The sequence below is a fragment of the Nitrospiria bacterium genome (assembly GCA_036397255.1).
Lineage (GTDB): Bacteria > Nitrospirota > Nitrospiria > DASWJH01 > DASWJH01 > DASWJH01.
In genome coordinates this window covers 22,875-44,215 of sequence record DASWJH010000025.1, presented here as the reverse complement: position 1 = coordinate 44,215, position 21,341 = coordinate 22,875, and the positions used below count along the sequence as shown (strand labels likewise).

The 21,341-nt window shown below is 46.6% G+C and carries 23 protein-coding genes; 8 read left to right on the top strand and 15 right to left on the bottom strand.

All coding sequences use genetic code 11. From position 1 onward, the window contains the following. The first annotated feature begins 747 nt into the window (after positions 1 to 747). The 3 genes from VGB26_03640 to VGB26_03630 all read left to right on the top strand — a co-directional run bounded on the left by VGB26_03640 (position 748) and on the right by VGB26_03630 (position 1,843). A complete protein-coding gene (locus VGB26_03640) occupies positions 748 to 1,236 on the top strand; it encodes a nucleotidyltransferase domain-containing protein (protein ID HEX9756876.1) in 489 nt (162 codons plus the stop codon). Between the two features lie 42 nt (positions 1,237 to 1,278). Continuing rightward, on the top strand, positions 1,279 to 1,533 hold the full coding sequence (locus VGB26_03635; GenBank protein ID HEX9756875.1) for a DUF86 domain-containing protein: 255 nt from the start codon (positions 1,279 to 1,281) through the stop codon (positions 1,531 to 1,533). Between the two features lie 184 nt (positions 1,534 to 1,717). Continuing rightward, positions 1,718 to 1,843, top strand: a complete 126-nt coding sequence (locus VGB26_03630; protein HEX9756874.1) for a hypothetical protein — start codon at positions 1,718 to 1,720, stop codon at positions 1,841 to 1,843. A gap of 183 nt (positions 1,844 to 2,026) precedes the next feature. Here the strand turns inward: VGB26_03630 and VGB26_03625 are convergent, their stop codons facing one another. From VGB26_03625 to VGB26_03615, 3 genes are all read right to left on the bottom strand, one after another. Continuing rightward, positions 2,027 to 2,452, bottom strand: a complete 426-nt coding sequence (locus VGB26_03625; GenBank protein ID HEX9756873.1) for a type II toxin-antitoxin system VapC family toxin — start codon at positions 2,450 to 2,452, stop codon at positions 2,027 to 2,029. Continuing rightward, positions 2,449 to 2,730 carry a type II toxin-antitoxin system prevent-host-death family antitoxin gene (locus VGB26_03620; protein ID HEX9756872.1) on the bottom strand — a complete coding sequence of 94 codons (282 nt, stop codon included), beginning with the start codon at positions 2,728 to 2,730 and terminating at the stop codon, positions 2,449 to 2,451. The genes VGB26_03625 and VGB26_03620 overlap by 4 nt, the downstream gene beginning before the upstream one ends. Positions 2,731 to 3,129: 399 nt before the next feature. Next, positions 3,130 to 3,771 carry an NUDIX hydrolase gene (locus VGB26_03615; protein HEX9756871.1) on the bottom strand — a complete coding sequence of 214 codons (642 nt, stop codon included), beginning with the start codon at positions 3,769 to 3,771 and terminating at the stop codon, positions 3,130 to 3,132. Between the two features lie 346 nt (positions 3,772 to 4,117). On the opposite strand from VGB26_03615, the gene VGB26_03610 reads away from it, so the two are divergent. Beyond that, complete coding sequence (locus VGB26_03610; GenBank protein ID HEX9756870.1) at positions 4,118 to 5,395, top strand: hypothetical protein; 1,278 nt, start codon at positions 4,118 to 4,120, stop codon at positions 5,393 to 5,395. Positions 5,396 to 5,972: 577 nt separating this feature from the next. Here the strand turns inward: VGB26_03610 and VGB26_03605 are convergent. Beyond that, complete coding sequence (locus tag VGB26_03605; GenBank protein HEX9756869.1) at positions 5,973 to 6,116, bottom strand: hypothetical protein; 144 nt, start codon at positions 6,114 to 6,116, stop codon at positions 5,973 to 5,975. Between the two features lie 219 nt (positions 6,117 to 6,335). Further along, on the bottom strand, positions 6,336 to 7,034 hold the full coding sequence (locus VGB26_03600; GenBank protein ID HEX9756868.1) for an ankyrin repeat domain-containing protein: 699 nt from the start codon (positions 7,032 to 7,034) through the stop codon (positions 6,336 to 6,338). Positions 7,035 to 7,141: 107 nt separating this feature from the next. Between VGB26_03600 and VGB26_03595 the strand changes: the two genes are divergently transcribed. Both VGB26_03595 and VGB26_03590 read left to right on the top strand, forming a co-directional pair. After that, complete coding sequence (locus VGB26_03595; GenBank protein ID HEX9756867.1) at positions 7,142 to 7,384, top strand: hypothetical protein; 243 nt, start codon at positions 7,142 to 7,144, stop codon at positions 7,382 to 7,384. 670 nt (positions 7,385 to 8,054) lie between these two features. Continuing rightward, positions 8,055 to 8,294, top strand: coding sequence for a hypothetical protein (locus VGB26_03590; protein ID HEX9756866.1), 240 nt, complete (start codon positions 8,055 to 8,057; stop codon positions 8,292 to 8,294). An 82-nt stretch (positions 8,295 to 8,376) separates the two neighbouring features. On the opposite strand, the gene VGB26_03585 is transcribed toward VGB26_03590, so the two are convergent. Continuing rightward, the gene (locus VGB26_03585; protein HEX9756865.1) at positions 8,377 to 8,634 is read right to left on the bottom strand and encodes a hypothetical protein; all 258 of its coding nucleotides are present in this window, start codon (positions 8,632 to 8,634) and stop codon (positions 8,377 to 8,379) included. A gap of 557 nt (positions 8,635 to 9,191) precedes the next feature. Here VGB26_03585 and VGB26_03580 point away from each other — a divergent pair. Further along, positions 9,192 to 10,058, top strand: a complete 867-nt coding sequence (locus VGB26_03580; protein ID HEX9756864.1) for a PEP-CTERM sorting domain-containing protein — start codon at positions 9,192 to 9,194, stop codon at positions 10,056 to 10,058. 448 nt (positions 10,059 to 10,506) lie between these two features. Here the strand turns inward: VGB26_03580 and VGB26_03575 are convergent, their stop codons facing one another. The 3 genes from VGB26_03575 to VGB26_03565 form a co-directional block, all read right to left on the bottom strand. Beyond that, positions 10,507 to 11,130 (bottom strand): NUDIX hydrolase, encoded by a 624-nt coding sequence (locus tag VGB26_03575; protein ID HEX9756863.1) that lies wholly within the window; start codon positions 11,128 to 11,130, stop codon positions 10,507 to 10,509. Between the two features lie 515 nt (positions 11,131 to 11,645). Continuing rightward, entirely contained in the window at positions 11,646 to 12,245 is a 600-nt protein-coding gene (locus tag VGB26_03570; protein ID HEX9756862.1) for a hypothetical protein, read from the bottom strand. A gap of 73 nt (positions 12,246 to 12,318) precedes the next feature. Further along, positions 12,319 to 12,720: a polymer-forming cytoskeletal protein gene (locus VGB26_03565; GenBank protein ID HEX9756861.1), complete on the bottom strand. Its 402-nt coding sequence runs from the start codon at positions 12,718 to 12,720 to the stop codon at positions 12,319 to 12,321. A gap of 287 nt (positions 12,721 to 13,007) precedes the next feature. On the opposite strand from VGB26_03565, the gene VGB26_03560 reads away from it, so the two are divergent. Next, the gene (locus VGB26_03560) at positions 13,008 to 13,154 is read left to right on the top strand and encodes a hypothetical protein (protein HEX9756860.1); all 147 of its coding nucleotides are present in this window, start codon (positions 13,008 to 13,010) and stop codon (positions 13,152 to 13,154) included. Positions 13,155 to 13,306: 152 nt separating this feature from the next. Here VGB26_03560 and VGB26_03555 read toward each other — a convergent pair whose 3' ends face one another. The 6 genes from VGB26_03555 to VGB26_03530 all read right to left on the bottom strand — a co-directional run bounded on the left by VGB26_03555 (position 13,307) and on the right by VGB26_03530 (position 20,706). After that, a complete protein-coding gene (locus tag VGB26_03555; protein ID HEX9756859.1) occupies positions 13,307 to 14,671 on the bottom strand; it encodes a hypothetical protein in 1,365 nt (454 codons plus the stop codon). Positions 14,672 to 15,040: 369 nt separating this feature from the next. Beyond that, positions 15,041 to 15,775: a hypothetical protein gene (locus VGB26_03550; protein ID HEX9756858.1), complete on the bottom strand. Its 735-nt coding sequence runs from the start codon at positions 15,773 to 15,775 to the stop codon at positions 15,041 to 15,043. 244 nt (positions 15,776 to 16,019) lie between these two features. Then, entirely contained in the window at positions 16,020 to 16,457 is a 438-nt protein-coding gene (locus VGB26_03545; protein HEX9756857.1) for a hypothetical protein, read from the bottom strand. Then, on the bottom strand, positions 16,454 to 16,924 hold the full coding sequence (locus tag VGB26_03540) for a GspH/FimT family pseudopilin (GenBank protein HEX9756856.1): 471 nt from the start codon (positions 16,922 to 16,924) through the stop codon (positions 16,454 to 16,456). The genes VGB26_03545 and VGB26_03540 overlap by 4 nt, the downstream gene beginning before the upstream one ends. Before the next feature lie 262 nt (positions 16,925 to 17,186). Further along, positions 17,187 to 19,349, bottom strand: a complete 2,163-nt coding sequence (locus VGB26_03535; protein HEX9756855.1) for a sigma-54 dependent transcriptional regulator — start codon at positions 19,347 to 19,349, stop codon at positions 17,187 to 17,189. Beyond that, positions 19,327 to 20,706, bottom strand: coding sequence for a sigma-54 dependent transcriptional regulator (locus VGB26_03530; protein ID HEX9756854.1), 1,380 nt, complete (start codon positions 20,704 to 20,706; stop codon positions 19,327 to 19,329). Before VGB26_03530 ends, VGB26_03535 begins: the two co-directional genes overlap by 23 nt. Between the last annotated feature and the right edge of the window lie 635 nt (positions 20,707 to 21,341).

The following is a 21,341-nucleotide window of genomic DNA, read 5'->3' as shown; positions in this document are numbered from 1 at the left end:
TGCATTCCTCCTTTCCGACCATCTCTCCCTCCCGTCTTCACAAGAAAGATCGATGGTACCCCTCTTTTATGAGGAATGCCCCTTAAACCTGGTACACTTTTCATGACCATTTTTGGTACATTTTCTCATGACCAGTGACACCTGTTCGACCGCGCTTGTCGGAACGAGGAGAAAGCGGGAGAACTGATCGAAGAGGTTGACGCTCGGATTCCTGAAGCGACGGACGAGTTCCTCGAACTCCTCAAGGAGGCGCAGCCCCAACTGGAGGTTTCGGAGGAGGTGGCGAAAAAGCTCAGAATCACCCTGGGACTCCTGATCAGCCGCGGGGAAATGAAACCTGAATGCTAGGGGTTGGAGGGAAAAATCGTTTGAGGTTAAAGGTTAGAGGGTGGAGACCTTCTTTGCAAAAAAACGTGAGTGGTGAGGCGTTAGGGGTGAGGGGGCGTGAAGCGAAGAACGTTTGAGGTTCGAGGTAAGCCCTTAAGAATACGTGAAGAGTGAGGGGTGGTAGGGACAGTGATGAGTAAAGGGTGATGGGTAAAACCAGATAAACCAAATAAACCAGACGAACCAGATAAACGAGATAAACCAGACAAACTAAACAAACAAAATGAACCAGAAAACCAGTCCGGTGGTTTCGGTGGGTTTACCTATTTCTTGCTTTACCTCAGGAAAAACTTTATAACTTTCCGTGCGGTGAAAATTCGTATCCGGCATCGGGACCTAATATAGAGAGGCGATAAGTTCGTGGTAACCGGTTCGTCAAAACAAAATGTGCTCGAAGAAAAGATAAGAACCTATTTCGGCGCCAAACGAGAAGTCATTGCGGTTTATCTGTTTGGATCTTTTGCTCGAGGCAAAGAACGTGATCGAAGCGACGTCGATCTTGGCATTGTCTTGGATGCCCAAGATCGCGATTTATTCAGTGAAAAGAGAAACGAATATCTCGTAGAGCTGGGCCGTATTCTAAGAAAGGATATCGATCCGGTGATATTGAACGTTGCCGGCCAGGAACTTTGGAAGCAGGTCTTTGCAAAGGGAAAATGTATTCTGGTCAGGGATCAGCGGAAACTGGCCCGGCATAAAATGGTCATGATGGCCAGAATCGCCGAATTCGGTCCCTACCGGAATCGGATGCAATCGGGATTGATCAGAAAGGTGATGGCGGTTGATCCATTGGTTGACAGGGATCTGGATCTGATACTGGCGAAAGCCAGTTCTTTGAAAAGACACTAAAGCCGTGTTCTCGAAAAACGAAACACGGACCTTTGGACGTTTATAGCGGATCTCGACCGGCAGGAAAGTATCCTGTTCAATCTTCAGATGGCTGTGCAGAATTGCATCGACATCGCGGCGCACATCGTCAGCGAGGAGGGCTTCGGTGTGCCGGGCAGTACAAATGAAATGTTCTACTTGTTGGAAGAAAACGGTTACCTGGATGTGGAGTTGACAGAAAGGATGGTCAAGTCGGTGGGTTTTAGAAACCTGATCGACCATGAATATGGAAAACTAGAACTGAAGCAAGTATTATGAAGTCGTGCAGGAAAATATTGAAGACCCTAATCAATTTCTCCGAACGATTTTTAATAAGTTGTGTCTGCAGAAGGACCTGCCCTTATAATGTTTTGTCTCTTTCCCTCAATAAGTTAGCACATCACATCGTCCAGTCCGAAATTCGTGCATTGTCGATTGACGCGAGGAAATTAAGGCGATCAATATGGCTCAAGGGGTCTGTGACACGGAGGTTCCTTTTCCGGCCCGACAAGGAACCGAGCGCGTCATAGAAGAGCGGATCAACCCATCCTTCTTCCCTCCCGCTCTCCTGAAAATTCGAATATCCTGAAGGAATCCATCTAATCAAACCAAGGTTTCTCTCACCTTCCCGTTAGCGCCTAACGAAGGAGTAAAAGTGTTAAAGGTTGGAAGATAGAGGTTTGAGGCGAGAACAAGACAAACAAGACAAACAAGAAAAACCAGATGAACCAGACAAATCAGATTGGGGTCACGCAGAAAGGGAAGAGGAACGTCATACAGACAGTAATTTGAATCCTTCGGATTTAGCTGAATTCAAAAGTCGGTTATCTGCACAACCAAAGATGGTTTCTTTACTTATCTTTTGCTTTATTAATTTGGCGGAAGCAAGATGAATGGCATCCAATCCTCTGAGAGGGTGCTTCTTTATCAGATCGCGCGATAACCGAAGAATATCATCATGAAGTTCGATCACCAGATAAGCAGGCCACTCCCGTTCAAACAACCGGCACACCTGCTGATATCGCATTGAGGGTAAATCTCCTTCCCGTTTCCTGCGAGTGAAGGCAGCATAAACCTCCACATAAGCAACTTTAGAAGTTGCCAGATGGTCCTGGCTTGTGAATAATGAACGAATTTTGTCCGATCCAGTTTCTGTGATATAGCGCTTAATCAAAGCGCTCGTATCCAGGTAGATCACCCGCGATCCTCAAGGAGCGTGTCAGAAATGGGTAAACCCGATATTCTAATGGAGGGAAGCTTTTTTAAGAATTTCTTCTGGGGGAGCCTGATTCTGCCTTCCCGTTCCAGGTCCGCCAACTTCATTTCTATCGAGGTAGCAGGAAGGGCGCCTCTGGAAGAAGAGATAACGGCAATGGGCTTCCCACGTTCCGTGACGATTACCTTTTCACCCTGCTTGGTCTTGCGGAGATATTGCGTTAAACGATTTTTAAGTTCTTTGACCCCAACAATGCTCATAGACACACCTCAAGTGGCTATTGTAGCTACTTTTCTTGAAAGCGTCAAGCGGGAGTCAAAACTGGAGGGAAACTAGAAATTCCTCTCCGTTATAGGGCCTCCCCCTCCAGTCCTTCCCCTTTGTAAAGGGAAGTGAGATGGGATAGAGAGAAGTAAGGGATTTCTGCCTTCCCTAAAGTCTTCTTTTAAAAACGCGTTAGGTGTGAGGCAAAAAACCTCTACTTCCCTTTGTCCCTCTTTACAAACCTGCCTGCCGCCCGCCTGCCGGACGGGCAGGGACAGGCAGGGAAAAGAAGAGAACATTAAAGGTAAGAGGTTTGAGGCGAAAACAAGACAAACAAGACAAGCAAGAAAAACCAGATGAACCAGACAAATCAGACAAGCTAAACAAACGCGTTATTAGATTCCATTGTTCCTCAATATAGTCAGGGTGGGTTCAATCCGCGGCAGGTCTTCGAGTAAAAATCTGAAATCGGTCGAATACAGGTCGAATTTTTTGAGTTCGGTCAGAGGGACAAAACGGATTTGTTTGATCTCGGGGGAGCGGGGTTTGATCTGTTCGGAACTCAGGCCTTGCCGCAAAAGCGAAAATCCGTCACGTGGGGCACAACGGAAGTAAAAGTCCAATCGAAATGGGCCTGGTTCTTCTGCAACATAGGGTATCGCATCGATTCTAAGAAGGCGGATCACCGTTATCCCGATCCCGAGTTCCTCGTATACTTCCTGCTGAAGGGCGGACTCGACCACATTGTCAGGCAAAGGCTCATGGCCGCCTCTGACAGGGTCTCCGGGAGCGGATTCGAGCGACCCGCCGGGAAGTCCCCATGCGCCTCTCGGGCGATAGCTGTGTTCAACCAAAAGGATTTCCGGGGGCGACGTTTTCTCATCGATCATGACGGCTACGGCACCGATCACCCATTTTCTGGCGAGCAATCCTTTCAGGAAACCGGCCAGCCGGGGTGGGAACGACCGCCACATACTCAACAAAACACGATGAAGTTCAGGATGGTGCTCAATGAACCGAACGATCCAAGCGAACATCTCTGTTTGCCTTTCCTATGGACAGCGAAATAAGTAAGACTGCCGTTTCGCCTGTAATTTACCCCTTTCATTGACTTCATGCAACCGTGAATTACTAGAGGGAGAATGGGTTCGAGGTTGGAGGCAAAGGCCTTCTACCTCCCTTATGTCCCTCCTTGTATCTTGAGAAGGAGAGCAAGGGTGCTCCTTACAAAGGAGGGAAATGATGAGAGGTTTGAGGTTGGAAGCAAACAAAACAAACCAAAAAAACCAAATAAACCAGACAAACCAAATAAACTAGACAATTGATTTTTCGTTGGCTTTGAATTATTCTGGTCGAAATTCATGGACGAATCTTTGAAAGAAGATGAGAGCCCTTGTCTACCCCGCAGATAAACTAGGTTATCCCTCGAGGACACTCCACAATAAATCGTTCCAGGTGGAGTTCGGAAATCTTGAAAATTCGGAATGTCCCGCTTTTTCGGAGTATGATTTATTATACCTACCGTTCGGTACTTTTATCACGGACCCTGAGGCTCAGGAACCCGAACATTATGATGAATTTACAAAAAGGCTTCGGCAACTACAAACTTTTATGGACTTTCCTAATAAAATCGTTTGCTTCCTGTTTCAACCCCTTCAGGTTAGGAAGGTGGAGCCCTATGCGGGTGTCGAGTTAGGCCCCCTTTCACACCTGGACTTTGCCGTCCGCATTCTCAAAGAAAAAGGAATAAAACTGACGTCCAGCAAGGCCGATCTGGTTCACTTGAGGGTGAAACGTCAGCTATTTAGCAAATATATCTCCAAATACGGTGTTGCGCGCATCGTTTTTGAGGTCCCTGAGCCGCCGGATGTCATCGCCCAAACGGAAGCGGGAGGAATCGTCGGTTTTTCCCTGAGCGGCCGTGTGATCTCTTTACCCTGTCACTTCGCTGGAAATGGACAAGAAAGTGTGCATGAATTTTTCAGGACGCTGACGGAAGCGATCCAATCGTTCAAAGAAAAATTATGCTCGGAGGTGCCCGCCTGGATGGCGGATTTTAAATTAGGCCCTGAGCGAATTTTAAGGGGACAGGTTGAAACCTTGATTAAACAGCGTGAAACATTGGAGAAAGAAATAAGCGAAATTGACGGGAAGTTGACCGAATATGACCGGTACAAATTGGCCCTGGTGGATAGCGATGAAGAACTTCTCGAAATCGTTATGGAAATTTTTTCCAAGGGGTTAGGGATAAAGACCGAACGTTTACCGGAATTCAAGGATAATTTCTGGCTCCTGGATGATCAAGCCGATCGGCGGATGCTTGTCGAGCTGAGAGGTTTGACTGCCGATATTGACCGGGCAGCGGTCAGTCAGGCCAATCTGAACAGAGACAGGAACGGTCTCAAAGAAGATTTCCCCGCATTCATCATTGTAAACACCTTCATGGAAAGTACGGACCTTAAAGAAAGGGACCAACCCATTCCTGCGGAGATTGTCGAGTATGCGGAGAAACTCAATTTTCGTGTCATGAGGGTCCTTGATCTTCTTAAAATTCTGGATGAAGCGCTGACGAAATCGCCGGGAATGCCGGGAACCGATATGTTAACCTCCTTACTGAACAGCCATGGATGGGTGCCAGGCTTGATGGAGCAGAATATTTAGCGTCGAATGAGGACTCCTTTTAAAACCGTTAGGCGTGAGGGGTTAGGCGTTAGGGGAATAATCCCTTGCTGTCATTCCCGAATGAATCAATCGGGCCTGCCGGCCGGCAGGCAGGAATCCAGTTCGTGGAAAATATTAAGTCCTGGATTCCTGCTTTCGCGGGAATGACACCTTGAGACAAACCAAAAAAACCAAAAAAACTAAACAAACAAAATAAACAAAATAAACATGAAAAACCAGACAAACCGGAATCCGTTGGAGGCTTGAGGCAATCCCTTTAAAATACGTGAGATGCGAGGGGTGAGGCGTGAGGGGAAAACCTTCTACCTCCCTTATGTCCCTCCTTACAGAAGAGGGACAACAAAAAAATTCCCCCCCTTTGTAAGGGGAGGTGAGGAGGGGTAGAAGATGTTCAGGAACGACACCCCCTCCCCTTCATCCCCTGCCTGTCGGCAACCTGCCCGTCCGGCAGGCGGGGGCACGGCCTCCCATCGGGGGAGGGAGAGTAAGAGTAAGAGTAAGAGGGGAAGCGTTAGAGGTTGGGGGATAAGAGGGTGGAAGCGAAAGGTTGAAGGTGTCACCTCAAACCACTAACCTTTAACCCCAGGCCCACCGGCTTTTTCCCCACGATCTGTGGAAATCCTGTGGAAATTTCAATAAAAATTAAAATATAAATAGGATCGACCGTCGGAAAAGAGCAGATTGCCTGGATTTTAATCACATTTTTCCCTTAGAAATTAATCAAATCCGCGATACGGGCCCTTCAGACCCAATCATAATGCCCTCCCGTATAAAGTTATCCACCCATTTTCCACCACAGGCATGTGTACCGAAATTCATCGGTACAAAATATAGCGGTTTTTCCCGTTCCCAGGCCACTTGACTCCCAGAGCCTTGCCTACCGTTCGTCTCCCGCCGGTTTTCCTTCTTCCGGAATTTTTTATCTAGGCTGAACCAATAGCCGCACGATGACGTTATGCCCTTCCCTCGCCGCGAGGGACAAGGCGTTATCCCCCTCCTTGTTTCTGAATCCGACGCCGACGTCGGACTTTTTCAACAAGGCTTGCACCGCTCGAACGTGCCCGAATTGGGAAGCCAGCATCAAGGCCGTTTCATTCTCCCCGGTCTTCGCGTTGATTTCCGCATCATGTCGCAACAATTCTCGGACCACAGGGGAATGGCCACGGGATGCCGCCATCATTAAGGCCGTCTCGCCGGCATTCGTCCTTGCGTTGACATCCGCACCCTTGGCGAGGAGTGCCCGGACGATCACGGTATGGCCGTTCAGTGCCGCGTGCATCAAGGCCATTTCCCCATTCTTATCTTTGATATTGACGTTTGCACCACTGGCCAAAAGGACTTCTGCGACGGAAACATGGCCATTAATGGACGCGGCCATCAGAGGGGTTCTTCCGTTGGGGTCTTGGATGTTGACGTAGCCGTCCGACTTTTTCACCAAGTCCTGCACTTCTGCGTAACGACCGTTCCAACCGGCATCCATCAATGTTGTTCTTGGAGAAATATCTGCGGGGTCCACGCGTACATGAAGGCCTTGAGCGGACACGTCCCCCATCCCAACGGAAAAAACCATTCCCCAACCGATTCCGAAAAGACTCAGCGCCTTTGTAAATTTTTCCATGGTCTCCTCCTTCCTTTTTTTCCTATTTTCAATCTCTTCCTTTGGGATGCTTCCTTCCCCCCATCCATATACATTAATTTCCTTTTACCTGGGAAGGCAGATAAATAATGAAAAGTGGCCAAGGTACTGACCGGATCACCTTTCTGTCTCCCCAAGTTGATGATCGGGACATGAAACCTCAAGCCCCATACTTCCCATTGATAGGGACCGTGCATGTCATGGAGCGGGCATCGGATAGCCGATTCAAGGGGGTTAGTGAACTCAACATTGGAAGATCAGGAATTTGGAGGCGCCAGATAAAAGGGCTTTTGTGTGAAACTGAGCCTATTGATTCCTACCAAGTTCATTGAAAAAGGCTTACCGGTCTATCTTTACCAAAGACCAAATGCTAAACCCCAACATTACGGCTGCACCCAGTAATGCGGCAATCCCATATTCAAAAAATCCTCCCACGGGTGCCATTGGTTTTCCTCCTTTAGTTGGATGTTGAAACAACCCATCCAGCATTCATTTTGTTAAAGTTTTCTCTCTCTTGTGGCCAAAGTGCTCTTTCTCTTTAAAGGACAAATAAAGGTTATGTAAAGATATGGTAAAAAGGGTCGGAAAAAGACAACTCTCTGGTTAACCAAAAGGGTTGTTTGGCTCTTAAGAAAATTCTGATCATTTCATTTTTTTAAGCGAATTTCAGTAAGGACCGATTAAATTAGTTTGTCTTGTTTATTGAGTTTTTTGGTTTGTCTAGTTGTATAAAAAAAATTAACCGATGGGTAAAGAGCCAGGGGTAAAAAAACAAGATAAATTAGAAAAACCAAACCAAAAAATCATTTGATCTTTTCTCATTGTTTCTCTTCCATTTATGGGGTATCATCACCGGGAATTTGCAATTGAAGGCAGGAGGTGACAAGACTCCCTTTCTTGTTCAAATCCTCTTTCGGCAACTCTTTTCTTTATGGTATCGGTTTTTTGGTTTTATTCCGCTTTCTATATAGAGTGTAAATCAACCATAAGGAGGGAACGCATATGAGCAGGATAATGAAAAAGGGGTCACTATTTTTGTGCTGTGCTTTTGTAGTTTTTGGCGTGGCTTTTTTAGGTTGTACACCGAAGGAGGAAGAAGCGGAAGAAAAGGGTATGCCTTCTATGGAAGCTCCTGCATCAGAAATGGGAGAACCCATGGATGAAAAGCCCATGCCGTCCGAAGAAGAGGGGGAAGAGATGGAAGGTGAAATGACCGAGGAGCCCGGTGGAGATAGGGAATAAGGGCCGGTGATTCCCATCTGTCAGTTGAATTTTTGCGGGAACGGTTTGGGTATGATTTTCAATGGGTATTGTAATTTGCCTTTTAAGCAATGTGCTGTGCTTTCCGTTCCCCTAAAGGCTGATTGCATTTAGGGCAACGTCCAGCATACCTGCTCACTTTTCCGTGCCAATCGCAGTTTAGACAATCCACAAACTGGAAGACTTGACTGCTTTCTTTTTTCTTGAATACCCTCACCATTATTCTGATGGCTATCCAAAAAACAACCGCAACTCCTGCAACCATTAAAACCTCTTGTGCGGTAAACCCACCAAAAATAATGGTATTCAAAATTTCCTTCATAAACCCACCCTTGAATTGATTATCAGTCGATGCCCCCTGTGTATAAATATAACATAGATGTGGTTTTCAGGAAGTCCCCCACCAGGAAGTCGAACTTAATGGATTCCCGATTAATTCATTCGGGAATGACGGCAGGGGAGGTTTTCACATTAAACAAGCTTCCCGCCTCTAACGATTTTAATCTCCTAACTCCTCACGCCTCCCTCCTAACGTCTTCTCAAAAAGATGTCTCTACTCTCCCCTTCATCCCCTCCCGTCGAGGGAGGGGGAGTAAGAGGGGAGGGTTGGAGGCAAAAAAACCAGACAAACAAACCAAACCATACGAAGACCCCTGTATACACCCAAGAGACGAGGACTGCAATTTATCGGTTAACAATAGGAACGGTTAAAGATGTCCTAAAATTTCAGGGTTTATCCTAAGTTGTCCTGAAGCGAAAATCACCTAAATATTTGTTGACTTTCTCCTTAAGTATTTCTAATATGCTCCTATCATCTTGGAAATTGGAAATACCCTTCCATCCGATCTGGGCAAACCGCTTTTATTGAAAGAGATGACCATGAGAAGTTTGGGTGTGTTCAGTATCTCCCTGGTGATCAGTATTTTTGTGTTTACCGCTTCAATCAGCCATGCAGTTCCCTTTGATCTGTATGACGATGTTGTTGTTAACGTTTACTTGTCCGATCGAAACGCATCCGGTTGGGTGGAGTTGGATCTTGGTGTGACCTTCCCCGGTTTGGTGGAGTTTGCCATCGACGGGGTTGATTACCTATCGTCCCAAACCCTCTTCTATGGGGTGGGGCCACTTGGGCAAACCAACCATGTTCGAAACCTTGTGGACCTCCGGTATTTGGAAGTGAAGCAGGTGAATGACGCGGAGGTCGAGTTGCGATTCGGAACGGCCGATTCCTTCTTTGTGGATGTGACCCATCGGCTCATCGGCGGAGCTCTGGGTAGTGGCCGGGCCCTCCTGAATCAGCAATTCACCATCACGAATAACGATCCCGACAGTTCTTTGGACTTCCATTTTATGAAAATCTCCGATTTCGGCTTGGAAGACAATACAGGCCAAATTTTCAATGGCCGTAGGGCGGTCCTTACAGGGGAAGGGTTCGGAGATTGGGAAGGTGAGGATATGGCCGTCATCGAAAAGGGCCTTGCCCCCGTTCCGGACAGGTTTGAAATTGAAGATGATTACGAGCACCTCCTGGGTGGGCCGGAGGAGCCAAATTTGGATAACACCGCAGGTCCGGTTACGGACGACGTGGTGTGGGGCTTTCAGTGGGACCATATCATTTCCCCGGGGGGCAGTTTTACCATCAGGCCCGAAACGTTCATCAAACCGGTACCTGAACCTTCAACCCTGTTTCTGTTCGGCTCTGGACTTGTAGGGATAGCCTTGATGAGAAAAAAGTTCAGGAGTTAGGCTTTTTAATTCTGATTGATACATGCCCATTGGTCTTCTGGCCGGTGGGTTTTTTTTGTTTAATGTGGTTTTATTGATTTTCAACGGAAGGGTCCAATAAAGGAGGGAAAATAACGTTGGAAGTTATAGGGGAAGGGAAACGGCGTTTGAGGTTGGAGGATTGAGGCAATCCCTTTAAAATACGTGAAACGTAAGGCGTGGTAGGGACAGTGATGAGTAAAGGGTGATGGGTAATTGGAGTGAGAACCCGTTATGAGCAATGTGTGATGGGTAAAACCAATAAACCAGACAGACGAGATAAACCAGACAAACCGGAATCCGTTGGAGGTTTGAGGATGGAGGTAGAAACAAATCAGAAAAACCAGATCAACCCCGAAAAGGGCCGTGGCCCCAGCCCCTCGGGGCTTTACGGCCAGACAAACCAGACAAACGAGACAAACCAGATAAACTAGGTAAAGAGGGCAGGTTCAATTCGAGGAAGGTCTTGAAGTAAAAATCTAAAATCGGTTGAATATAGGTCGAACTTTCTCAGATCGGTCAAAGGGACGAAGCGGATTTGTTTAATCTCGGGGGAGCGGGGTTTGATCTGTCCGGAACTCAGGCCTTGCCGCAAAAGTGAAAATCCGTCATGTGGGGCACAGCGAAAGTAAAAGTCCAACCGATAGGGGCCCGGTTCTTCTGAGACATAGGGTATCGCATCGATTCTCAGGAGGCGAAACACCGTGATCCCGATACCGAGTTCCTCAAATATTTCCTGCTGGAGCGCGGACTCGACCACATTGTCAGGCAATGCCTCATGGCCACCTCTGGTCGGATTTCCGGTAGTTGATTCGAGTGACCCCCCGGGAAGGCCCCATGCGCCTTTACGGCGATAGCTGTGTTCTACCAAAAGAACCTCCGGAGGCGATTTATTCTCATCAATCATGACGGCTACCGCACCGACCACCCATTTTCTGGCGAGCAGTCCTTTTAGAAATCCCGCCAGCCGAGGCGGAAACAGCCGCCAAATGAGCAGCAAACTACGATGAAGGTTTGGATGGTGTTCAATGAACCGCACTAACCAAGAGAACATCTCTGTTTTCCCCTCTATAAACAGCGAAGTAGGTAAGATTACCCTATGTTGAACCGTAATTTACGCCTTTCCATGTTTTCAATCAACTGTTGATTAGAGGAAGAAGGTTAGATGCCTCTTTAAAACTGCGTTAGGGGTGAAGGTTTTAAAAAGGCGGTAAGGGGTAAAGAGTTAAGGGTGAGGGGGTAACCCAATGTTCTAATAGACATCCTAAATTCCTGGATTCCCGCTTCCGCGGGAATAACGGGGGATGAAAGTGGGAATGACGAAAGGGGAAGGGGGGAATGACGGTTTGGATTTTCGGAATTGATGTAAACAAGTGTTGGACACACTACACTCGTTTGTTTTTCTGGTTCTTCGTCCCCTTACCCCTCACCTTTCCCCCCTCACGTTTTCTCAAAAAAATGCTTCTACCCTCCCCAACCCTCCCTTACAAAGGGAGGGAATAAGTGGGGGGCCTTACTCCTTACGCCTCCTCAAAAAGGGTGCCTATAGCCTCAAACCTTGAGCGAGGATTATTGCTTTTGAACCAACACTTCCCGCATTTGATTTTTGAGGAAGGTGGAGTTGATGATTTCAAAGCCTTGGAAGAGTGCTTCAATTTCACGGTTTTCATAAACACGCCGGGAAATTTGGGAAGACAGAAGGATTTCGTATTGAAGCTGGTCCTCCTGAATAATACGGTAGCGGACGGGAGGAGGGGGTTTCGATTTATTGAAGTTAAAGTAAGTTAAAAGAAATCCTTTGGGTTTTATTATTTTTTTTATTCCCCCGATTAATTCCTGGGCTTGTTTTAATACTAAAAAATCTAAAAGATCCCAACACAAAATGCCATCAAACAAGTGAGCCGGATATTCCAAGGGTTCGATGGGGGGAGAAGGGGGTAATTTCCATTCTCCTTTTCGTGAGGTGGGGACCGGTTTTGGGGGAGGTTTTAAGGTGACGAATCGGTCATCGATGTAAACCTTACACCCTTTTTGGAGGAGCCAATCGATGTTCTGGCCGCAAAGTCTTCCCATGTCTAAAACATGGGGCTTGGGAATGGTCGTCAGACTTTTTATAAAACGCTTGAGATTATTGGTGCGATGCACCTGTGGCGAGGGGGTTTCTCCCAATGATGGAAGAAAACCCCTTGCTAGTGAACCTGAGGAGGGAGGTCGTTGCTTTGGTAACATGGAGGCGCAAACCTTAAACCTTTACAGCCACCCGTTCGGAGGGTTGGGAAAAGGATTTTTGTTCTCGTAAGGGTTTCTCTTTGGAGGCATTGGCATCCTGTTGCATATCCACACTTCCCTTGAAGAAGGCTCCATCTGCAATGGCTACCCGTGGTGCCTGGATATCCCCTCTGAGTTTCCCGGCTTCTTTGATCTCCACTTTTTCCGTGGCGGTAACGTTTCCGTGAACCTCACCAAGAATGGTAATGGTTCTCGCGTTGAGATCGGCTTTAATATTTCCGCCTGGTCCGATGGTCAAATGGTGATCTTTTAGCTCGATTTTTCCTTCCACCTTTCCTTCGATGGTCAAATCCTCATTACCGGTCAGCTCTCCTTTGATGTAGATCGACTGTCCGATGATAGCCGTTTGTCCCATACTTGTCCTCCTTGTTTCAACGTTGGTTTTATTAAACGGGTTACTCTCCTGCGGCTGTTTTGTTTGAGGTGAAACCTCATCCTTCCAGTTCCACATAACTCCCCTCCTTCCTATGGCTGTGGCCTTTCGCGGTCCGTGCGGAAACCCCCTCCCGTGGATTTTCATCCTTCGATGTTTCTCAAAACAGACTGATTGGGCCTGCGGTGAGCAGATCGAAGACAAATGGAGGGTGTTTAGAAGCCGGTTAAATACAGAAATTGTTTAGATATCATAGGTGACAAGAGATCATGCTATTAAAAAAGGGGGAAGTTGTCAAGCATAAGGGGCTTGCCTGGCTTTTGACCTATTTCGGCCATGTCCAAGGGGTTCTTGAGGAAGGACATTTGGCCCCCAATACCCATGGTAAGCATCCCGGAAGGGGGGAAAGATCTTAGATCACTGGATTCCCGCTTCCGCGGGAATGACGGAGGAGGAAAGCGGGAATGACGGAGGAGGAAAGCGGGAATGACGGGTGGAGGAAGGGGAAAAGGGAAAAGGTTGGAGGCATCTAAATAAAAAAATTCGTTTTATTGAGTGCAATACTCATCTAGTAGGTTTCTCTCCAGCTGCCCTGGGAAAAAACGGCCATAGGTAAGTTATGAAAACGGCCTAGAGAGTGGTTATGGTTTTTCCAGACCTCCAGGTTCTCCGGTTGGACAAACCCGCCTTGAGCATGTAGAGAACCGAAGGCTTTTAATGACCCAACGGTTTTTAAAAAGCCATTGGTGTAAATAACACCATTGATGTTTATGTTCGAAATTAAGACCTTTGATACGGGTGTGCCTGTTTGAGGAAGGGGAGGGGTGGAAACAGAAAGGGTTTTTCCTGGGCCTTTCTTTTCCAATACCACGTTTCCATTTACAAAGAAAATGCCTTGGGAATAATCCACCGGAACCGTTAATGTTGCCTGGTTGGTGGAGGTGGGAGGGTTTTGATCGATGGTATCAATGAAGACCAATCCTTGATGGTCTCCTGGCCCTTGAGAAGAAAAAACCGCTTGGGGGTTATTTTTGTTTTGTGCATCTTGAATGCCATCTAAATAAAGGTTTCCCATGGAATCGGTTGAATAATACCGGCCGAACCTTTTTGAAAATTCTTTCACGGTTTGATAATCCCAAAGGCTCAACGAAAAACCCGGGTTATAAAATCCCTGGTCTTGGTGAACATTCCCATGCCCACTCATTAAATAGGGTTCAGGGCAGGAGGTGCATTCCAAAGGGGTTGGAGACTGGATGGATCCTTCAATTCGGAATTGAACCCATGGGTCTTCTAAGGGGCCAATACTATAAGAGGCCCCGCTTGTCGCGGCAAAGGGATTTAGTACGGGAATTTGGTCAAGCCGGGTCCCCAAGCTTCCTTTCCCTGAAACCCACACCTCTCCCCAATGGGCCCAAACGGGAACTCCTTTTCCATTAAACCCAATTCCAGATTGAATGGAGGCGTTCAAGGGGATCAAGGGACTGGCTGTTAGTTCCACCTGAATGGTTTTCTTAAAACCGGATTTTCCTTCAGCCCGGCTCTCCACGATACAAAGACCTTCAGGCCCGGAAGGCTGGTAAATTTTTAGCTGGAGTATTTTTCCAAGGTCAGAGAAATCTTTGAATAAACCGGTTCCGGGATCATTGAGAAAGGGATCGTCATTGGGGACGGATATTAACAGATCCGGGTTTTGCGGTGTTCCAGTGAATTGGCTTTTACCATTATTAAAATAGGTGGGGGTTCCATTAGAGATATTCCATCGTTTTTGGAAAAACAATTGTGGGGAGCCGGTGTAACCATTATTAAAGTGATGGTTCAAAAAAAATGTTTCAGGTTGGTTGAACCAGAGCAAAACCTGCTGAATTCCAGATTCGGCTAGGTATGAAACCACCGCCTCATGCCGATAGTTCCGGGTGATAACCATTTCAGACATCCCCCTTGAAAAAGCAAAGGTGCCCAACAGGCTAAGGAGTAATAACATTAAAATAATGAGCAAAAAGGCGGAGCCATTCTGTTTTTGTATTAGTGATTTTTTCATTTTTAGTTTGGGTCCATCGCAGAAGTGAACGGGTAAAATTCGTCATTCCCGCGGAAGGGGGAATCCAGAGTTTTTTGAAATTACACAAACTGGATTCCCGATAAAACCACTCGGGAATGACAGCAAAAAAGTTTTTCCTTACTCTTTTAATGTATGGTCCCTGAAAATAAAGCTCATCATTCCCGCTTCCGTGGGAATGACGGATGAGGAAAGCGGGAATGGCGGGAGCGCCATTGGCAAATCAAATCCCTATTATTTTTTAAGCTACTGATTCCGGATACCGATGGATGAGGAATAGGATCTTTGATCTCCTTTTTGACTTTGGGTTTCCAAGGTTATCCGTACCAGCTTGGCGGCCAAGGGATTCCAGGTGGGATTTCCTTTATGATCTTGGTATTTCATTTTTAGGGTTTGAACCTGATTGGCCACTTCATTGGTGCCCCCCTGGTCCACCTTCCTGAGAAGTTGATTTTTCTGGTTGAGATAATAGGAAACCCGATTCAAAACATTCACGGAACTTCCGGAAGGAAAAAAATGGTTCAGGGAATTTTTAAGGGTTAAGCTAAAGATGCTTCCATGATTGTTTAAAATCCCCTCCTCGCACACACCGCCGGTGCAAATGAGAATGGATTTTCCCGCCCGAAAACCTTTTCCGCTTTCAACAAAAATGACGGTGCTTCCCGGGAAAGCATCTGAGGTGAGGCGAGTTTGGATTTCATCCAAGTTAGATTGGAAGGAAACAAAGGAAGGCCCAATGACCAGAAAAGCGGGCCAACCTGAGGGTAGCCCATAACCCGCCTTCTTGATTTCGTGCATCAGCATTTCTATTCCGATACGGGTTTGTTGCTGAATTTCAATTTGATGTTCCATCTGGCTAAAACGTGTTAAGCAAGAGGATCCAAAATCCAAAGCAAAACCCAGGATGAGCAGTGTCAATGCTGTTCCCAAAAGGGTTTCAACGAGGCTGATTCCGTTTTGTGTGAGTAAATAATGGTTCATCTAAAATTTCTCTTCTCTAGGATATTTTTTCCAAAATCACTTAATTATTATCGATGTCATTCCGGCCGAACTAACACCGTGGATCACGACCCGGAGTCCAATTACTGGATTCCCGCTTCCGCGGGAATGACAGAGTGGAAGCGGGAATGACGGAGTGGAAGCGGGAATGACCGGAGCGGAGGCCGGAATGACGACCTTAATTTATTCAAGGTATGTACGGGACATTACACCAAGGTTTATCCTCTTATAAGTTGTTTTGAACCCTAAGACCCCGAAGGGAAAAAGAGCGGTTTTTTTGATGTTCATCCTTCCAGAGGGTTTTGACGTCAATTAACATTAATCCGGATAAGGTGTATTGAATGGACCACTGTCTGACCATCCCATTGTAAGGTTGATCCTCATTGGTAAATTCTCCTTGACCCAGATCGATCATTTTGGTTTCCATCTTCCCATCTTGATCCAGATCATCCCAAAGGATTGAATCGGGTGAAGCGGCCCACTTTTCTTCCATTTTTTCCTGAGATAAATTAACCGCGAGGGTGGTTTTATTTCCAGATTCCATTCCCTTTTGGCCCAGTGTCACCATCCCAAGAATTCCGAGGAGACCCATTGAAAAAATGACGGATGAAAAAACAACTTCTAGAAGGGATGTTCCCTGGTTTTTAAAAAGGACACTTTTCATGGTTTTATCCGTTTAACACGCCCCGTTCCGATTAAAGTGATTTTCTGTTGTTTTCCGTTGCGGTTTTCAAGGGTGATGGTGGTCCAGCTGTTGGTGGTTCCCTTTGGAAAAAAAATCAAGTGGTTTCCTTTTGTGGAGTCAACCAGATCGATTCCGGGAAATCCCTCCCGAGGGTCTTTCAGGTCCAAGAAACCGAACGGACTGGGTTGAAGGCCGATTCCCTTTTCCAAAAAATAACTTTCTTCATGGGGGTTTAGCTGGATCCCTGTGGGGATTCCTTCGGCAATGGCGGTTTGACGGGCTAGACGAAGATCGGATACCAACCGCTGAGCAGCCCCCTCTAAGCGGTGGTTCGACAAAAGTGTTTTAAAAGACGGAACGGCCAGACCGGTTAAAATCCCTGCAATGGCCAAAGCAATCATCAGCTCCAACAATGAAAAACCTTCCTGGGCGGTGTTTGGTCTCATGCTTTCTTAAGAATACAAATTCTGTTCCAGAATTTTAAAAGGGTTCCCTTTTGTGAAAATTTCTACAAAAGGCTTATTTTTTAAACCTTTAATGGAGTGCCGGGGATGGGAGGGTAGATTTCTGGAATCATGTACAGAGGGACTTGTTCATGGGGTTTAAATTAAGGCGGAAGGTCTGAGATGGGGAAAGGGTTCCAAAATCCTGGGCGAGGTAGGACTGACAAGAAGGGATGAACGTTTATTCAGCTAAGGTTATGTTTGTTCATAGGGGATATTGGCCTGACTGTTCCTGGCGCTGTTCCAGTTTCCGAAGCCAACGGTAACTTCGGTTCAGGGCCCGAGCGGCTTGGGATTTATTTCCCCCATTTCCTTCAATGGCCCGTTGGACAATCCGCCATTCAAATTGATTGAGAAGGGAATCAATGGATCCTTTTTTATGAATAAAATGGGAAATATCATCCCATTCCAGTTGATCGAACATCTCCCCCAATGCGGTATTTCCCCCATAGGCCTTTTGTGTATATTTTTGGGGAAGCAACCCCTTGCCCAATTCGGTTTGATTCCCCGCTAAAATTATTGAGCGCTCAATACAGTATTCAAGCTCACGGACATTTCCAGGCCAGTTGTAGGTCATTAGATTTTCCATGGCTTCCGGGGTGATCCGCTGAATCTGGTGGCGATATTTAAGTCTCATTTTCTGAATAAAATGCTCAACCAGTAACGGAATATCATCTTTCCGCTCGCGAAGAGGGGGAAGATGAATGGGGAATACATGAATCCGGTAAAACAGGTCCCCGCGGAAACCCCCGCTTTTTACCAAAGCCTCTAAATCCTGATTGGTTGCTGCAATGATTCGAACGTCCACATGGATTTCCTGAGTTCCCCCCACCCGTTGAAAACATTTTTCCTGCAAAACGCGCAATAGCTTAACCTGAACCGATGGGGAAATCTCTCCAATCTCATCCAGGAAAAGCGTTCCCTGGTGGGCCAGCTCGAACTTTCCCTTGTGCTGCTGAACAGCACCCGTAAAGGCACCTCGTTCGTGACCGAATAGTTCGCTCTCCAAAAGACTTTCGGAAAGGGCCCCGCAATTGAGTGCGAGGAACCGCCCTTGTGCCCGGGGTCCCTGGGTATGAAGGGCCTTGGCCACCAGTTCTTTTCCCGTCCCGGTTTCCCCGGTGATCAACACCGTGGCATCTTTATTGGATACGGCTTGGATCTGAGAGTAAACCTGTTTCATGGGGTGACTGGTTCCCACAAAACCCAAAAACCGGGTGGTATGGGTGACTTCCCGCCTCAAATCCTGGTTTTCAGAGGAGAGTTTCGCATTTTTAATGATTGCGCCTAAAAGTTTTTGGTGTGAAGCGCTAAGCTCCCTTAGGTGATTGAATATAAAATGGGTGACCTGTTTGATGGGGACATTTTTTGGCCTTTCTTTGCGGGAGGGGCGTTCCTTCCAATGAAACGTATAACGGGAATATGGAGCGTTGAAGATCAACCCTTTTTTCAAGGTCAAACGGGTGCCTTGGCGGTGAAGAGTTCCCCCTTTTTGTATTTGGTAAGCGGTATGTTCCTCCTGGCCTGTAGCATGATTTTTTGAATGGCTTGTGAGTGGGGCCAGCCAACCATTTTGGGGAATCAAGACCAAAAGATCCTTTGAGAATGCTTCTACTTCCGGAATAGAGGGAACGGGTTCGGAGGTTAAAAGGACAGAGGTGGCCTCAATGACGGGCTGTTTGGTTTGCTTTTCAATGAATATTTTTCTTTCCCCTTTGGTGAGGAGGTGGTAATCGGGAAAATCCAGCACCAGGTCTTCCAAGCGAATTTGGATGTACTCTTCCTCGCACGAGACCGTTTCAATAAATTCATAAAGCCGCCCAAACCCTTCGCAATTTCCACGCACCAGGAGATGATTGCTCCACCGTGTTCTCGCATGAGGAATAAACTGGGCCAGCAAACCGATAGAAGAGGAAGCATTGGGAATTTGAAAAGGTTGAAGCTTTAAATAGTTGTTGGTGTAAACGCTTGCCCAAAGGGGTGCACAAAGGAAGGATAAACGCATATCCCCCAATAGGGATGCCACCTTTTCGAAAGGGGTGGATGTTTTTCCTTTTTTGGGAAGAAAATGATCAAGAGCCGCCTGATAGGCAATGTTGGAGTCGCCGGTGATTTCTTCGCACTTTTTTAACAACGCCTGCAGGACTTCCTGGGGAAGCCAATGATTAGGGTCAATTAAAAACGATTGTGGATCTGGGATCGGTTCAAACCCTTTGACTACTCCCAGGAGTTCTTTGTAGTTGATCCTTGCATGTTCTTCTGGATAATGCTCCTGCATATAACGGATTAATTGATGGGGAAGAAAACCGGTCACCCATGGTTTCTCCGAACCGTATGGTTTAGAATCAGGAATGGTTGGGTTTTTCAATGTCGTACTCCTTTATCTTCGTCAGAAGGGTTTTGTAGCTGACCTGAAGAATTTCCGCGGCTTTGGTTTTATTGCCCCCTGTGTCTTTTAAAACCTTCCGGATCATCTGAGATTCGACATAACGGGTGGCAGCGGCACTGGCTTGTTGCAAGGTCCCTTCAAAAGGAATTTCCGTGAAGTTTTGTTCACTTCGATTTTCATTCAACCCCAAATGATTTAGCCCAATCTGTTTTCCCTCGGTTAAAATTACCGCCCGTTCAATACAGTTTTGCAGTTCCCGGACATTTCCGGTCCAGGGATGGTTCATTAATTTTTTCAACCCGTCCGGAGTCATGCCCATGATCTCTTTTTTGGTTTCCCGGCTGTAATAGTTGAGGAAATGTTCCACCAAAGCAGGTATGTCTTCCCGTCTCTCCCGAAGGGGGGGAATGATAAGGGGAAACACGCTTAGGCGATAATAAAGGTCTTCCCGAAAAGTGTTTTTAGAAACCATGGGCTGCAGTTGTTTATTGGTTGCGGCCACCACTCGTACATCCATTTTTAATCGGGTTGTTCCCCCCACACGGGTAAACTCTGAGCCCTCTAATACACGCAGAAGTTTTGCCTGGAGGGAGAGGTCTAGATCTCCGATTTCATCCATGAAAATTGTTCCCTTGTCGGCCAGCTCAAATTTTCCCATTTTTTTCCCTACGGCTCCGGTGAAAGCGCCGCGCTCATGACCAAAAAATTCAGTTTCAAGGAGCTCCCGTGGAATCGCGGCACAGTTGACCGCCACAAAGGGCCCGTCCTTCCGGGGGCTTAAATAATGAATGGCCCGGGCAAAGAGTTCCTTTCCCGTTCCGCTTTCTCCCAATAAAAGAACGGTGGAATGACTTTGGGAAACTTTTTGAATATTTTCAAACAACTGAACCATGGGGGGGCTTTTTCCAATGATCGTTGGAAATTTTAGGTGCCCTGAGAACTCATCCCGAAGAACCATATTTTCCTTCAACAGCTTTTGTTTTTCAAGAGCCTTTTCCATTAAAAGTAACAGGTGATCAGGGTCAACGGGTTTGGTCAGAAAATCATACGCCCCTTCTTTTACCGCTTTGACCGCATTTTCTACAGTTCCAAAGGCCGTCATGAGAATGACCGGGGTGAGTGGGTTTCTTTCCATGGACTCATGTAACACCTCGAGGCCTCCTTTATGAGGAAGTTTAAGGTCCGTTAAAACCAGGTCAACTTTTTTTTCTTTTAGCCGTTGACTGGCCTCCCTCCCGTCTTTGGCCAGAAGTACTTGATACCCTGCAACCTTCAAGGTTTCCGATAACATTTGAGCCATACTTTCTTTATCTTCCACTACCAAAATTAAACTCATATACTTTCCGTCCTCTCATAGGCCATGACTAAGTCTCGTTTTTCTTGTTTGTTTAGTAAATCTTGTTAATTGCGTCATAATTTCCTTACATTGACAGTCATTCTGGGCTTGACCCCGAATCAAGTCTTTCTGAACTGGATTCCCGCTCCCCGCTTAAACCATACGGGGACAAGCTCCGCGGGAATGACGGCATCAATTTTTTAAATGTTTTTCCAAGATGCAACACTCGTTTTAAAGCCCAAAAAACCTTAATAAAGATCCCCGCAGCAAAACTGCGGTGTATTCAGAGAAAAAACTAAATCCTCAAATCCCCCTTATTCCCCCTTTTCCAAAGGGGGAGAGAAACGGAGGCCCCCTTTTTCTAAAGGGGAAAATTCCTAAAAAACTCCCCTCTTTGGAAAAGAGGGGTTAGGGGAGATTTTATAATATAAAACTCCCTTTCCGTTGCATTTCTGGATTCCGGCTCCCCGCTTAAACCATACGGGGACAAGCTCCGCGGGAATGACGCCAAGGGGAGGTTTTTACCTCAATCTGGCCTATCACCTCCAACCTTCTGGATTCCCGATTAAATCATTCGGGAATGACGGAGGGGTAGAGGGAATGACAGCAAGGGAGATTTTTACCTCAAACTGCCT

Coding starts and splice junctions, on each gene's coding strand:
- VGB26_03630 (HEX9756874.1), top strand. CDS start 1,718: ATGGCTCAAGGGGTCTGTGACACGGAGGTTCCTTTTCCGGCCCGACAA.
- VGB26_03620 (HEX9756872.1), bottom strand. CDS start 2,730: ATGAGCATTGTTGGGGTCAAAGAACTTAAAAATCGTTTAACGCAATAT.
- VGB26_03615 (HEX9756871.1), bottom strand. CDS start 3,771: ATGTTCGCTTGGATCGTTCGGTTCATTGAGCACCATCCTGAACTTCAT.
- VGB26_03610 (HEX9756870.1), top strand. CDS start 4,118: ATGAGAGCCCTTGTCTACCCCGCAGATAAACTAGGTTATCCCTCGAGG.
- VGB26_03600 (HEX9756868.1), bottom strand. CDS start 7,034: ATGGAAAAATTTACAAAGGCGCTGAGTCTTTTCGGAATCGGTTGGGGA.
- VGB26_03595 (HEX9756867.1), top strand. CDS start 7,142: ATGAAAAGTGGCCAAGGTACTGACCGGATCACCTTTCTGTCTCCCCAA.
- VGB26_03590 (HEX9756866.1), top strand. CDS start 8,055: ATGAGCAGGATAATGAAAAAGGGGTCACTATTTTTGTGCTGTGCTTTT.
- VGB26_03585 (HEX9756865.1), bottom strand. CDS start 8,634: ATGAAGGAAATTTTGAATACCATTATTTTTGGTGGGTTTACCGCACAA.
- VGB26_03580 (HEX9756864.1), top strand. CDS start 9,192: ATGAGAAGTTTGGGTGTGTTCAGTATCTCCCTGGTGATCAGTATTTTT.
- VGB26_03575 (HEX9756863.1), bottom strand. CDS start 11,130: ATGTTCTCTTGGTTAGTGCGGTTCATTGAACACCATCCAAACCTTCAT.
- VGB26_03565 (HEX9756861.1), bottom strand. CDS start 12,720: ATGGGACAAACGGCTATCATCGGACAGTCGATCTACATCAAAGGAGAG.
- VGB26_03560 (HEX9756860.1), top strand. CDS start 13,008: ATGCTATTAAAAAAGGGGGAAGTTGTCAAGCATAAGGGGCTTGCCTGG.
- VGB26_03555 (HEX9756859.1), bottom strand. CDS start 14,671: ATGTCTGAAATGGTTATCACCCGGAACTATCGGCATGAGGCGGTGGTT.
- VGB26_03550 (HEX9756858.1), bottom strand. CDS start 15,775: ATGAACCATTATTTACTCACACAAAACGGAATCAGCCTCGTTGAAACC.
- VGB26_03545 (HEX9756857.1), bottom strand. CDS start 16,457: ATGAAAAGTGTCCTTTTTAAAAACCAGGGAACATCCCTTCTAGAAGTT.
- VGB26_03540 (HEX9756856.1), bottom strand. CDS start 16,924: ATGAGACCAAACACCGCCCAGGAAGGTTTTTCATTGTTGGAGCTGATG.
- VGB26_03530 (HEX9756854.1), bottom strand. CDS start 20,706: ATGAGTTTAATTTTGGTAGTGGAAGATAAAGAAAGTATGGCTCAAATG.